Annotated in this window: 14 protein-coding genes; 3 read left to right on the top strand and 11 right to left on the bottom strand. The window is 71.0% G+C overall.

The genetic code is table 11. The features are described from left to right. Positions 1-48 precede the first annotated feature (48 nt). The 3 genes from EXE46_RS02980 to ftsZ all read left to right on the top strand — a co-directional run bounded on the left by EXE46_RS02980 (position 49) and on the right by ftsZ (position 2320). Complete coding sequence (locus EXE46_RS02980; protein ID WP_137687007.1) at positions 49-672, top strand: zinc ribbon domain-containing protein; 624 nt, start codon at positions 49-51, stop codon at positions 670-672. A gap of 216 nt (positions 673-888) precedes the next feature. Next, the gene (locus tag EXE46_RS02985; RefSeq protein ID WP_004595187.1) at positions 889-1068 is read left to right on the top strand and encodes a ribbon-helix-helix domain-containing protein; all 180 of its coding nucleotides are present in this window, start codon (positions 889-891) and stop codon (positions 1066-1068) included. A 4-nt stretch (positions 1069-1072) separates the two neighbouring features. Continuing rightward, the gene (ftsZ, locus tag EXE46_RS02990; RefSeq protein ID WP_137687008.1) at positions 1073-2320 is read left to right on the top strand and encodes a cell division protein FtsZ; all 1248 of its coding nucleotides are present in this window, start codon (positions 1073-1075) and stop codon (positions 2318-2320) included. 77 nt (positions 2321-2397) lie between these two features. Here ftsZ and EXE46_RS02995 read toward each other — a convergent pair whose 3' ends face one another. From EXE46_RS02995 to EXE46_RS03040, 11 genes are all read right to left on the bottom strand, one after another. Next, entirely contained in the window at positions 2398-3393 is a 996-nt protein-coding gene (locus EXE46_RS02995) for a TIGR00269 family protein (RefSeq protein WP_137687009.1), read from the bottom strand. A 410-nt stretch (positions 3394-3803) separates the two neighbouring features. After that, positions 3804-4670 (bottom strand): S-methyl-5'-thioadenosine phosphorylase, encoded by an 867-nt coding sequence (mtnP, locus tag EXE46_RS03000; RefSeq protein WP_137687010.1) that lies wholly within the window; start codon positions 4668-4670, stop codon positions 3804-3806. A 66-nt stretch (positions 4671-4736) separates the two neighbouring features. Further along, the gene (locus EXE46_RS03005) at positions 4737-5735 is read right to left on the bottom strand and encodes a YeiH family protein (RefSeq protein ID WP_137687011.1); all 999 of its coding nucleotides are present in this window, start codon (positions 5733-5735) and stop codon (positions 4737-4739) included. After that, positions 5732-5884, bottom strand: a complete 153-nt coding sequence (locus EXE46_RS17005; RefSeq protein ID WP_199234101.1) for a hypothetical protein — start codon at positions 5882-5884, stop codon at positions 5732-5734. The genes EXE46_RS03005 and EXE46_RS17005 overlap by 4 nt, the downstream gene beginning before the upstream one ends. 78 nt (positions 5885-5962) lie before the next feature. Continuing rightward, positions 5963-7366: an FAD-dependent oxidoreductase gene (locus EXE46_RS03010; protein ID WP_137687012.1), complete on the bottom strand. Its 1404-nt coding sequence runs from the start codon at positions 7364-7366 to the stop codon at positions 5963-5965. Positions 7367-7518: 152 nt separating this feature from the next. Continuing rightward, on the bottom strand, positions 7519-8217 hold the full coding sequence (locus tag EXE46_RS03015; RefSeq protein WP_137687013.1) for an HD family hydrolase: 699 nt from the start codon (positions 8215-8217) through the stop codon (positions 7519-7521). 12 nt (positions 8218-8229) lie between these two features. After that, positions 8230-8925 carry a phosphoribosyltransferase gene (locus EXE46_RS03020; RefSeq protein ID WP_137687014.1) on the bottom strand — a complete coding sequence of 232 codons (696 nt, stop codon included), beginning with the start codon at positions 8923-8925 and terminating at the stop codon, positions 8230-8232. Between the two features lie 100 nt (positions 8926-9025). Beyond that, positions 9026-9715, bottom strand: a complete 690-nt coding sequence (locus EXE46_RS03025) for a hypothetical protein (protein WP_137687015.1) — start codon at positions 9713-9715, stop codon at positions 9026-9028. Further along, positions 9655-11070, bottom strand: a complete 1416-nt coding sequence (locus tag EXE46_RS03030) for a DUF58 domain-containing protein (RefSeq protein ID WP_394348176.1) — start codon at positions 11068-11070, stop codon at positions 9655-9657. Before EXE46_RS03030 ends, EXE46_RS03025 begins: the two co-directional genes overlap by 61 nt. Then, positions 11067-11618, bottom strand: a complete 552-nt coding sequence (locus EXE46_RS03035; protein ID WP_137687016.1) for a hypothetical protein — start codon at positions 11616-11618, stop codon at positions 11067-11069. The genes EXE46_RS03030 and EXE46_RS03035 overlap by 4 nt, the downstream gene beginning before the upstream one ends. Positions 11619-11667: 49 nt before the next feature. Beyond that, positions 11668-12131, bottom strand: a 464-nt coding sequence (locus EXE46_RS03040; RefSeq protein WP_137687017.1) for a DUF4129 domain-containing protein, incomplete at its 5' end; no start/stop codon positions are given.

Below are 12131 nucleotides of genomic sequence, written 5' to 3' on the forward strand. Positions count from 1 at the left end.
AGACGACAGGGGGAAGATACTTGTACTGACCGGGGATACCCCATCGGTATGAGCAAGATCACCTTCCGGGCGGACGACGACCTCGTCGACCGGCTGGAAGCGTGTGACGCCTCCAAAAGCGAGGTGATGCGGGAGGCGCTCCGGACCCATCTCGACGGGATGGACGGCGCGTCCGACGCGTCCGACGCGTCCGACGCGTCCGACGCGTCGGCCGGGAGCGTCGACGACGTCCTCGCAGACCGCGTCGACCAGCTGATCGCGGACCGGCTCGACGCCGCGCTCGACGAGCGGCTCGGTCCGACGGCTCCCGCCGAGACGGGAGCGTATACGCCCGGAAACGCCGGTGAAATCAACGTAAACGTCACGCTCGACGCCCCGAGCGCCGATTCGGACGATCGGGACGACGACGTGCGTGTGACGCGTGAGACCGACGACGACACGGAGCCGGGTGCGCGTAAGACGAGTGCGAGCCCGGGCGCGAAAACGCGTGAAAACGCCTGCGGCGGATGTGGCGAAATCGTCCCTTCTGACCACGTATACTGCCCGAACTGTGGTGAAAAACAGTCCCATCGAGCCTTCTGTGAGTGCGGCGACGAGCTCCGCACCGACTGGGCGTTCTGCCCCGGCTGCGGGCGTCGAACCCCGGCGGCCGACGTTCTGAAAGACACGTAACCGTCTGTAGGGCGCTGTATACGCTGGATTTCGGGCGTTTTCACACTCTGTCTTACACTCACCGGTAGTTTTATATTGGTAGCCTCGGTGACTTCATTTGCGTAAGACGGTCGTCTTACAGCAGACGTCCGATGCGGGGTGACACCTCGCAGTCGGGCGGTTTCGCGCTGTAAGACACACGCGTCGCGTGTTCGCCGTCTTACCGGGGGAATACCAATGGAGCGTGTGACACTACGAATCCCGAAACAGCAGATCGACGAGGTCGAACAGATGGTGGAGACGGGCGAGTTCCCGAACCGGAGCGAGGCGATCCGGTCGGCCGTCCGCGACATGCTGAACGAACAGGACGGCGAGCGCGACGAGCGCGGCCGCAACCGCAACTGGGCGAAGGTGTAAACTGATGCAAGATCTCGTTCAGGACGCCCTCGACAACGCGGAAGCGGAACAGCGCGACATGGATGACGTCGACATGGGCGACGACGAGTTCGGGGACCCCCGGATCGTCATCGTCGGCGCCGGCGGCGCCGGCAACAACACGGTCAACCGGCTGTACAACATCGGCGTCGACGGCGCGGACACCGTCGCCATCAACACGGACAAACAGCACCTCAAGATGATCGAGGCCGACACCAAGATCCTCGTGGGCAAGTCGCTCACGCAGGGGCTCGGCGCCGGCGGCGACCCCAAGATGGGCGAGCGCGCCACCGAGATGGCTCAGGGCACGATCAAGGAGGTGCTCGGCGACGCGGACCTCGTCTTCGTCACCGCCGGGATGGGCGGCGGCACGGGCACCGGCGCGGCGCCGGTCGTCTCGAAGATCGCCAAAGAGCAGGGCGCCATCGTCGTCGGGATGGTCTCGACGCCGTTCAACGTCGAGCGCGCCCGCACGGTGAAAGCCGAGGAGGGGCTCGAAGACCTCCGCAACGAGGCCGACTCGATCATCGTCCTCGACAACAACCGCCTCCTCGACTACGTCCCGAACCTGCCGATCGGGAAGGCGTTCTCCGTGATGGACCAGATCATCGCGGAGACGGTGAAGGGGATCTCGGAGACGATCACCCAGCCGAGCCTCATCAACCTCGACTACGCGGACATGTCGACGATCATGAACCAGGGCGGCGTCGCGGTCATGCTCGTCGGCGAGACGCAGGACAAGAACAAGACCCAAGAGGTGGTCAACGACGCGATGAACCACCCGCTGCTCGACGTCGACTACCGCGGCGCCTCGGGCGGGCTCGTCCACATCACGGGCGGCCCGGACCTCACGCTGAAGGAGGCCGAGGGGATCGCGAACAACATCACCGAGCGGCTGGAGGCGAGCGCCAACGTGATCTGGGGCGCCCGCATCCAGGAGGAGTACAAGGGGAAGGTGCGCGTCATGGCGATCATGACGGGCGTCCAGAGCGCGCAGGTGCTCGGCCCCTCCACCCAGAAGCAGGCCGACAAGTCCCGCGCCGCGGTCAACGCCGACGACCTCGGCGACTCGCGCTCGCGGGCGGCCGAGGCGAACGAGGCCTCGGGCGGCGCGGGCGGCGCAGGCAACACCGGCGAACCGGCGGTCTCCGGCGGGACGGAGCGCGGCGCGTGGGAGTCCGACGGCGGCAGCGACCCGATCGAGAAGAACAACGGGCTCGACGTCATCCGCTAAATCGGACCCGTTTCCCCGGAGAACAGGCGACGAATCCGCTTTTCCGACGCGGTACGCGGAACGGATTTTTTGGCCGCTCAGACCGCTTCTATCGACTCCAACAGTCGGCACTTCCGACAGACGTCGCGACTCGTCTGCGAGCCGCAGCGCTCGCACTCGGAGAGGCCGGCGGGGCCGGCGTCGTCCTCGCCGTCTCCACCCTCGCCGTCCCCGCGATAGGCGTCGGCCGCGAGCGCGGACAGCTCCTCGTAGCCGGCCATGATCGAGTGGCGCGCGCCGGGGTGGTTCTCCTCTAAGGCGTGGATCGTCGACTGGATCTCCCCGCGGTACGCCTCCTCGGCGTGGGGGCACTCGGCCATGTGGGTGGGGAGGTCGCGGACGTGGCAGTACAAGGCGATCTCCTTTTCGGGCACGTCGCGGAGGGGTTTGGCGCGCGGGACGAACGCGTCGGTCTCGGCGCGCTCGTCGAAGGGGCCGAGCGAGGCGTCGAAGTGTTTCGCGACCTGTCGCACGTCGCCTTCGAGGAAGTTCATCATCGCGGTCTGCGCCTCGTCGTCGAGGTTGTGACCGGTGAGCAGCTTGTCGGCGTCGAACTCCGCGGCGTAGTTTTCGAGGAGGTCCCGGCGGAACACGCCGCAGTACGCGCAGGCCGCCATGTTTTCCGGGTCGTCCTCGACGACGTCGTCCATGCGCACGTCGAACTCCTCCTCGTAGGAGACGAGCTCGTGGCGCATCGAGAGCTCGTCGGCCAGCTCCACGCAGGCGTCGACGCTCGCGTCGCGATACCCCTCGATCCCCTCGTGGATCGTCAAGGCGAGCATTTCGACGCGGGGGTCGCGGCCGAACACGTCGTCGAGAATCTGCGTCAGCGCGACGCTGTCTTTCCCGCCGGAGAGCCCGATCACCCAGCGGTCGGGATCGTCCGGCGTGGCGTCCGGATCGAGGAGGTTGTCCTCGCGGACCCGACGCTTCACGCGCTTCTCGACCGACTCCCGGAGGTGGTCGCCACAGAGGTGCGCCCCGGAGTAGGCGGCGTGGTGGATCGCGTCGGCCCCGCACTTGTCGCACTCCATCGGTGTCGGATTGCGGTCGCGCGGGGATACCCGTTTCGGGCCGCATATGTGAGCGCAGTCGTGAGGTTGTACGTGACTGACCGGTGAACGGCAGCGAACTCAGCCAAAGCCCCAGCCGCGAGGCGGGCGCACGCTCGCTGTGCTCCTCGTCACTCGCTTCGCTCGTTCCTGCGGTGCTTGCTTCCCCTGCGCCCGCCTCGCGACTGCCCCTTTGAGTCCCACCCGACCGCACCGCACAGCACCTCGCGCCTCCCCAGCCTCGCCGCTCGCGCTCCGCGCTCGCGGCGTCCCTCGCGCGTGCTGCTTCGCAGCCGCCTTCGGCGGCCACTCGCAGGCACGCGGGGAGGCGCGACGCGCCTCTGGCAGCCGGCGGCGTAGCCGCCGGCGACGCCACCGCACCGCGGAGTTGTTTATAAGTAGTCGCCGAGCAGCGGCTCGACGCGTTCCTTCGTCTCCGCGGGGATCGCCTCCGTCGGCGTGTTGACGGTGCCCTCCAGCGCGGTGTGCGCCTCGCACTCCAGATCGTCGGGGAGGGTCCGCACGGCCTCCTCGACGGCGGCCTTGATCGCGGCCTGGTTCTGCTCGGCGTTTTCGAGCACCTCTTCGAGGGTCACCTCGCTGTCTTCCTTCCAGACGTCGTAGTCGGTGACGCCGGCGATCGTCGCGTACGCGATCTCGGCCTCTCGGGCCAGCTTCGCCTCCGGGATCGCTGTCATGCCGACCAGGTCCCACCCCTGGCTCTTGTAGAACTCCGACTCCGCCCGCGTCGAGTACTGCGGTCCCTCGATACAGACGTAGGTGCCGCCCTTCACGACGCCGGTGTCGTCGGGCGCGGCCGACTCCGCGGCCTCGGTGAGGTGGTCGACCAGTTCGGGGCTGTACGGGTCGGCGAACGGCTGGTGGACGACGACCCCGTCGCCGTAGAAGGAGAGGTCGCGGCCCTTCGTCCGGTCGTAGATCTGGTCGGGGACGACGAGCGTGCCGGGCTCTAGCTCCTCTTTGAGGCTCCCGACCGCGTTCGACGCGAAGATGTGGGTGACGCCCGCCTTCTTCAGGGCGTACATGTTGGCGCGGTACGGGAGGTCCGTGGGGGAGACGCCGTGGTCCGAGCCGTGGCGCGGGAGGAACGCGACCTCGCGGCCCGTGTCGCCGAACTCGCCGATCGTCACCGCGTCGCTCGGCTCGCCGTACGGCGTGTCGAACTCGACCTCCCGCACGTCGTTGAGGGGGAGCGCCTCGTAGATGCCGCTGCCGCCGATGAATCCGATGGTTCCCATACCCCGAGTGCGCCCGCTCGCTACTTATAAGGAGTGAACCCGGTCGACGCCGGACCGGCCGGACGCTCACAGCAGCCAGCGCACCGCCGCGAGCGCGACCGCGCTCACGGCGAGGAGGTGGACCAACACCGCGCCGACGGGCGCGGCGCCCACCGCGCGCATGTCCTCGACGCGGATCGAGAGCCCGAGGCCGACGAACGCCAGCGTGAACAGCGCGTCCGAGACGCGCCCGATCGACGCCAGCGCCGCCGGCGAGAGCAGCCCGCTGTTGGCGACCGCCGCCACGATCAGGAAGCCGAGCAGGAACTTCGGGAACTCCGCCCAGAGGCGGCGGACGCCGGGGTCCGCGGCCGAGCGCGCCGTGTACGCGACCGAGTACGCGACCGCGACGCCGCCCAAAAGCGAGTTGCGCGCCAGCTTCGTCACGGTCGCCCACTGGCCCGCCTCGGGCGAGTACGCGAATCCGGCGGCGGCGACCGGACCGGTCGAGAACATGCTCACGCCCGCCCAGACGCCGAACTGACGACCGGTGAGGCCGAGCCACTCGCCCGCGAGCGGAAACGCGACGAGCGTCGCGGCGTCGAAAAGCAGGATCGTCGCCGCCGCGAAGGTGATCGCGGCCCCGCGCGCGTCCAGCACCCTCCCGATCGCGACGACCGCGGAGACGCCGCAGACGCTCGCGCCGGCCGCCAAAAGCGAGGAGGTGGGCGATCCGATACGGAAGAGCCCGCGGGCGACGATCTCCGAGAACAGGAGTCCGCCCGCGACGAACGCGGCCACCAGCCCGAGGACGGTCGGGCCGGCGGCGAGGAACTCCTCGACCGCGACCGCCGCCCCGAGCAGCACGATCCCGGTCTCCAAGAACAGCTTGTCGACGCTCGCGCCCGGCTCCGCGACTTCCGGGATTCCGACAGTGTTCCCGATTCCGACGCCGAGCGCGACGGCGACGACGAGCGGCTGGAGGCCGGGAACCGCGTCCGCGACGAGCGTCGCCGCGACCGCGCCGCCCGCGAGCAGCGCGAGGCCCGGGAGATACGTCCGCACCGCCTCGGCGATCCCCGTCACAGCGCCTGCCCGACGAGATGGACGGCGACGATCCCGAGCCCCAACGCGAGCGCCTGCCACCCCCGGTCGAGCGCGGTCCAGCGGTCGACGACCGCGGTGCCGGTCGCTCGGCCCTCGGAGCTCTCTCCGCCGTCGCCGTTCGATGCCATAGCGGCGAGTCGACTCGGGCGGTACTTACGGGTGTCGCTCGCGCGAGACCCGTTCGGTCGTCGGCCTCGGCGGGGATCTCAGTCGTCGGCCTCGGCCGCGACCTCGCCGTCGGCGTCCGCCTCGTCCGCTCCGTCGGCCTCCGCGTCGTCCGGGCGCGGGAAGTTCTCGATGGTCGCGTCGCGGAAGGCCGCCTCGTCGAACTCGTACTCCTCGTCGAAGAAGTCGAGGACCGTCTCGATGTCCGTCATCGCGTTCTTCAGCGCGGTCGACGCGCCCGGCGAGGGCGTGATGTTGAACAGGATGCCGTCCTCGACGATCTTCGCCTCGCCCATGTCGAGCTCCTTGTTCTCGGTGTCGACGATCTGGGGGCGCACGCCGCCGTACCCCTTCGCGCGGTCGATGTCGTCGACGTCGACGCTCGGCACGACCTTCTGGACGTTCGGGAGGAACGCGCGCTTCCCGACCGCGGGGAGGTCGTACACGAGGTTGCGCACGACGTACGGGAAGAGGATCTTGTCCGAGAGGATGTTGACGTAGCTCAGCACGGAGTCGGGGTTGAAGCCGAACACGTCGACGAAGTCGCTCACCGTCGAGAGGTGGCCGCGTTCCAAGGCGGGCACGAGCTTCGCCGTCGGTCCGAACCGGGTGACGCTCCCGTCGTGGACGTCGGCGTCGCCGTGGACCGCCGCGAACGGGAGCTTCTTCATCTGGAGGGTGTACACCTTCCCGTTCAGCAGGTCGTCCGCGAGGAAGAAGCTCCCCGCGACCGGGAGCAGCGACATCCCCTCGCCGTACCCCATCTCCTTGGCGAACTGGAGGCTGTGCGACCCGGCCGCGACGACGACCGCTCCGGCGTCGAACTCGCCGTCGTCCGTCTCGACGGTGAACCCCTCGCCCCGGTCGTCGACGCCCGTCACCGTCGTCCCGAGGTGGACGGAGACGCCGTCCTCCTCGCGGGCGGCGTCGACGAACGACTCCGCGACCGCGCCGTAGTCGACGACGTAGCCGTCGGGCGTCTGGAGCGCCTTCAGCTCGGTGCCGGGGTCGCGCCCCTCGACGACCTTCGGCTCCAGCTCCGCGATCTCATCGCGGCCGATCTCGCGGAGCTTCGGGAACAGGTCGCCGAACCCGTTCTCGCGGTAGCGCTCCTCCAGCTTGGCGACCTCCTCGTCGCCGACGCCCAGCACCATCTTGCTCCGCTTGCTGTGCATCTCCCGGTCGGGGTCGGACCCTTCGAGGTAGCCCGCGAGCAGCTCCGCGCCCTCCTTGACCTCCTCGGCCTTTTCGAGGGTGTAGTTCGTCTCGATGTCTCCGAAGTGGAGCGTCTGCGAGTTGTTCGTCCGGTGGGAGTTGATCGCGGCGATCTCCCGTTCCTTCTCGATCAGCGTGACGTCGTCGACGTCGGTGAACTTCGCGACCGTGTACAGAAGCGACGCCCCGCTTATCCCCCCGCCGACAATTACGAGATCGGTGTCAGACATGCGTGGTGAAAGCTCACCTCGTGAGACGACCTCCCCCGTTAACCCTCTTACCATCCTCGCGCGAAATCGACGGGTAGAGCCCCTACGAACGTCGATTAATGATACGACGATCGTCGAATGTTTCTCGGCGCGACGGCTCGGGTGGGTCCCGCCTACTCGTCCCGCGCGGCGCGGTACCGCTCGCGGACCGCCGCGAACAGTTCTCTCCCGGCGTCGGTCCGAAGCCGCGGCTCGCTCGTCGCGAAGAACTCGTCTAAGTCCTCATACTCGCGGAACGCCTCGGGTTCGCCGCGCGCCGGGTCGTACCGCCCGTCGCGCTCGTAGATCACGGCCTGGAGGCAGGTGTCGAGCAGGTCGCACTCCTTGACGAGGACCGCCTCCGGCGACTCGCGCGCCTCGTACGCCTCCCACGCGTCCCGCACGCGCTCTGGGAGGGGGCCGGCGAGGCCCGCCATCGCCTCGCGTTCCGCGGCGACCTTCGACTCGCGCTCGGCGGCGTCGGCGGTCGGATCGGCGCGAGTCGCGTCGTCCCCGTGGTCCGCCACGTCGCTCCCGCGGTCCGCCACGTCGGCCGCCCGGGTCGCCACGTCGCCCGTCTCCGCCTCGGCGACGTCGTGGACGACCGCGAGCCGCAGGGCGTGGTCGAGGTCGACGCTCGGGAGGTCCTCGCGGAAGCGGTCGCCGAGCGCCAACACGAGGTACGCGACCCCCCACGAGTGAGCGGCGACGGACTCGGGCTCGTCGACCCCGCGGAGCTGCCAGCCGGTGCGCCGCTCGTCTTTCAGCGCGTAGGCGTCGAGAACGGCGTCGAGTGCGGCGTCGCGGTCGCCGTCGCTATCTCCCGGAGCCATCGCTCGGGCCGGCTACTCGGCGAGCGCCCACGCCTCGTCGCCGACGGGCTCGGCCACGTCGCGCCGGACCATTTCGTCGATGACCTCGTCGAGGCGGCCGGGCTGGGCGACCTCCATCTCGATCCGACCGATCCCGTGGTACTCCTCCAGGTAGTGGCGCAGGTCCTCCCGCGAGAACGCCGACTCGTCGGCGCGCTCCATCGCCCCCTCGCTGAGGTCGATCATGTCTTCGAGGAAGTTCCACGGGTAGACGACCCACGTCCACTGTTCGAGTCGTTCGCCCACGAAGTCGGGCTGGAACTCGGAGGTGCCCAGAAGCTGGAGCGTCGCGGTGCGGATCTCGGCGGCGTCCCGGTCGTCGACGTACTCCTCGGCGCGGCGGATCGAGCCGCCGGTGTCGGCGATGTCGTCGATGATGAGGACGTTCTTCCCCTCCACGCTCCCCTCGGGCATCGGGTACCGGATCTGGGGCTCGTCGCTCTTCTCCGCGGCGCCGACGTAGTGTTCCATCTTGAGGCTGGTGAGGTCGTTGAGCCCGAGGAAGTCGCAGACACACCGCCCCGCGAACCAGCCGCCGCGGGCTAAGGCGACGACCATGTCCGGCTCGAAGTCGGCCCGCTTCACCGCGTCGGAGACGTTGCGGCAGAGCCCGTAGATGTACTCCCAGTTGGTGAGCGTACAGTCGAAGTCGTCCGGGAGGTCGCTCATACGAGCGTACCTGCCACCCGCGCGCTCATAAGGGTTTAGCTCCGTCGTCGCCCGACGATACTGCTCCGTCGCCCGACGCCGCCCGCCTCCTCGCCAGCGCTCACCGCAGCGCCGAGATCAGCGCGATGCCGCCCGCCAGAAGCAGCGCGAGCGCGGCCACCGGCTGGCCGCCGCCGACCGCGAGCGAGACCCCGTAGACGAGGCCGGCCGCGACCGCGCCGACGAGCAGGCTCGCCCCCCCGTGGACCGCGACGTTGCGCCGGACGCGCGCGCCCCGGCCGACCTGCTCGCCGAGGCCGACGCCGTGGTCGGCGACGTTCCACGCGACCGTCAGCCCGACGACGGCGACGAGCAGGGCCTCGGCGGGCGCGCCGCGGTATCCCGCGACCGCGAGCCCGACCACGCCGACGGCCGCGCCCCACGTCAGGACGCGCGTCGAGTTCCGGAGCGACCCGCCGAGGAACGCGAGCGCGGCGGCGCCGAGCAGCGCGCCGCCGACCGGGCTCGCGACCAGCGCGGCGGTCGCCGCGACGCCCGCGGCCGCGAGGCTCGCGACGACCGCGACCGTCGGCGGCCGCGCGTCGGTTTCGTGGAAGTCGTCGACCGGCACGTCGTCGCCGGCTGCCGCGACCCCGGCATCGTCGCCGGTCGCTTCCTCCCTCGCCGTCTCTCCGGTCGCTTCCTCCCTCGCCGCCTCTCCGGTCGCTCCGTCTCCCCCCTGCCCGCCGCTCATCGTGACCACCGCCTCGTCGCGGCCGCGACGGCGACCGGGAAGGAGTCGTCGCCCCACTCCACGGCCCGGATCCCCGCCGACCGCAGCGTCCGCAGCCGCTGGCGGCGCTCGAAGGTCGCCAGTCGCTGTCCGACGGTCTCGCTCGTCGTCGGGTCCGGCGAGAGGACCGTCACGAGGTGGCCGTGCGCGTCGATCCGACGCGCGAGCGTCGCCGCGGTGTCGTCGACGAGCGGGGTGAAGAACAACACCTGCGCGTCGGCCGGGAGCCGGCGCCGGAACCGCCGGAGCCACAGGGAGCGGTAGAACCGGTCGTCGCTCGGGGTCGGCGCGAGCGCCGGGTCGGTCGCCAGCGTCTCGCGCCCGCGGGCCGCGTGAACGGTCCCGCTGCCGGGCGGGAGCCAGCAGTCGAGCGGCGACAGCGCCGCGATCCCGACCCGGTCGCCGCCGTCGAGGAGCGCGGAGAACGCCTGCCCGGCGGCCGCGACGCTCGCCTCGACCGCCGTCTCGGCGTCGGGGTCGGCCGCGACGTACGCCGAATCCCGGGAATCGACCAGCAGGACGACGGTCGCGGAGCGCTCCTCGCGCAGTTCGACGGTCGACAGCTCGCCCGTCCGCGCCCGACGGTTCCAGTCGATCCGCTTGAGCGGGTCGCCGCGGCGGTACTCCCGAGTGGCGTGGAACTCCACGCCCGCCCCGCCCACGTCCGTCGGGACGCGCCCATGGTGGAGGGTCGTCAGCCCCCGCAGCGGGAGGTCGCCGCCGGCGGACAGCTCCGGCGTACAGGCGATCGCGGTCGGCGCGTCGAGCGCGCTCGTCCGCTCCCGGGCGCCGGCCGCGTCGCGCGTGATCGCCGTCAGCGGCTCCCAGTCGTGGTCGCCGCGCGCCGCGCGAACGGCGTACTCGAACGTCACCGCGGTCCCCGGCCGCAGCGCCGTCGCGACCCGCGCGGGGCCGTCGACGACCGCCAGCCCCGGCGGGACGCCGTCGACGAGCCGCAGGTCCGGAAGGGCCGTCCCTCCCACGTTCTCCGCCCGGACGGTGACGCGCACCTCGTCGCCGGGCGCCGGAGACTCGTCGCTCACCGAGCGCGTCACCGCGAGCGTCGGCGTCGGCGCCTCGCCCGTCCGGGCGTACACGCCGTAGCCGACGCCGACCGCGCCGGCGAGCACCAGCGACGGCTGGCGAACGAGCACGCCGAGGCCGACCAGCGCCAGCGCCGCGCCGGCGATCCCCACCCACCGGTCGGTCGCGACCTCGCGCCGGTGTTCTCGGTCGGTCGGCGCGTCGGCGGACTCCGTCTCCGTCGAATTCCCCGACTTCCCCTCAGTCGGGTCCGCCGATTTCCCCTCAGTCGAGTCGCCGTCGGTCGAGGCCGCTCCGGCCGCGATCCCGTCGCCCCGCGAGTCGCTCACGGCTCGCCCTCCTCGATCCGTTCGATCTCGTCGATCGCGGCGCGGACCCCGTACCAGTAGTTCGAGCGCCCCCGGAGCGCGGCCGACAGGCGCACTCGAAGCGGGTACCCGGCTCGCTTGTGGAAGAAGGCGGCCGCGACGGGGTCGGTCGTCCACGTCCCGTCGTCGACGGCCGTCGCCGCGGCCCCCCGCGAGCAGTTGCGGTCGCGGGCGACGGCGGCGACCGCGACCTCCCGCGTCCGGTCGCGGAGGTCGCGACGGTCCCGGTAGCCGCCCGGCGCGGGGCTGGCGACCCGCGCGATCCGGTCGTCTAACTCCGCCCCGGGCACCGCGGCCGGTGCCCGCCGTTCCGGCTCGCCGGGGTCCGTCGGCAGCCGTTTCCGGTCGCGGCGCGCGTTCGCGTATCTGACCCCCTGAACCACGCCGAGGACGCCGAGCAGCGTGACGACCACCGACGCGGGCGAGATGACCGACGCCACGCCGCGGTCGAGCGCCGCGAGGAGGCCGACGGCGACCGCCAGCACCCCGGCGACGACGAGCGGTCGCACTAGGGCCCACCCCCGTCGGACCCGGCGCCCGCGGCGGCGGAGCCGGGGCTCACGACTCGCCCCCGTGTCGCTCCTCGATCCGGCGCAGCGCCTCGACGGCGCGGCGCTCGCGGTCGTCGGTCGCGTCCTCGCCGCCGTACCGCACGCGCTCGAACACCTCCGTGAGCGCGGTCACCGGCTCCTCCTCGACGCCCGCCTCGATCGCGGCGTCCGCGAACTCCGCGGGCGTCGAGGAGGTCGGCCGATCGACGTCGAGGGCGTCGGTCATGTCCCGCCACGCGCGGTACACCTCGTTGTCCGCGTCGGCGGACTCGATCCGGTCCGCGGCCTCGCCGGCCGTCCGGCCGATCGCGTCGAGGTCGGGAGCCTCCTCGTCCGGGGAATCGTCCCCACCGCTCGCGTCGGCGTCGCTCTCGTCGTCGCCGCCGGCGAACAGCAGCGCGGCGACGCTCGCGATCACGGCGACGACGACGACGAACGCGAACAGGACCTGCGGCGCCGACGCCGCCCCCT

Source organism: Halorubrum sp. GN11_10-6_MGM (genome assembly GCF_005435165.1).
In the GTDB taxonomy this organism is placed as follows: domain Archaea; phylum Halobacteriota; class Halobacteria; order Halobacteriales; family Haloferacaceae; genus Halorubrum.

What these genes read in the sequence shown, in the direction of transcription:
- EXE46_RS02980 (WP_137687007.1), top strand. Translation starts at nt 49, where the DNA reads ATGAGCAAGATCACCTTCCGGGCGGACGACGACCTCGTCGACCGGCTG.
- EXE46_RS02985 (WP_004595187.1), top strand. Translation starts at nt 889, where the DNA reads ATGGAGCGTGTGACACTACGAATCCCGAAACAGCAGATCGACGAGGTC.
- ftsZ (WP_137687008.1), top strand. Translation starts at nt 1,073, where the DNA reads ATGCAAGATCTCGTTCAGGACGCCCTCGACAACGCGGAAGCGGAACAG.
- EXE46_RS02995 (WP_137687009.1), bottom strand. Translation starts at nt 3,393, where the DNA reads ATGGAGTGCGACAAGTGCGGGGCCGACGCGATCCACCACGCCGCCTAC.
- mtnP (WP_137687010.1), bottom strand. Translation starts at nt 4,670, where the DNA reads ATGGGAACCATCGGATTCATCGGCGGCAGCGGCATCTACGAGGCGCTC.
- EXE46_RS17005 (WP_199234101.1), bottom strand. Translation starts at nt 5,884, where the DNA reads ATGGCATCGAACGGCGACGGCGGAGAGAGCTCCGAGGGCCGAGCGACC.
- EXE46_RS03010 (WP_137687012.1), bottom strand. Translation starts at nt 7,366, where the DNA reads ATGTCTGACACCGATCTCGTAATTGTCGGCGGGGGGATAAGCGGGGCG.
- EXE46_RS03015 (WP_137687013.1), bottom strand. Translation starts at nt 8,217, where the DNA reads ATGGCTCCGGGAGATAGCGACGGCGACCGCGACGCCGCACTCGACGCC.
- EXE46_RS03020 (WP_137687014.1), bottom strand. Translation starts at nt 8,925, where the DNA reads ATGAGCGACCTCCCGGACGACTTCGACTGTACGCTCACCAACTGGGAG.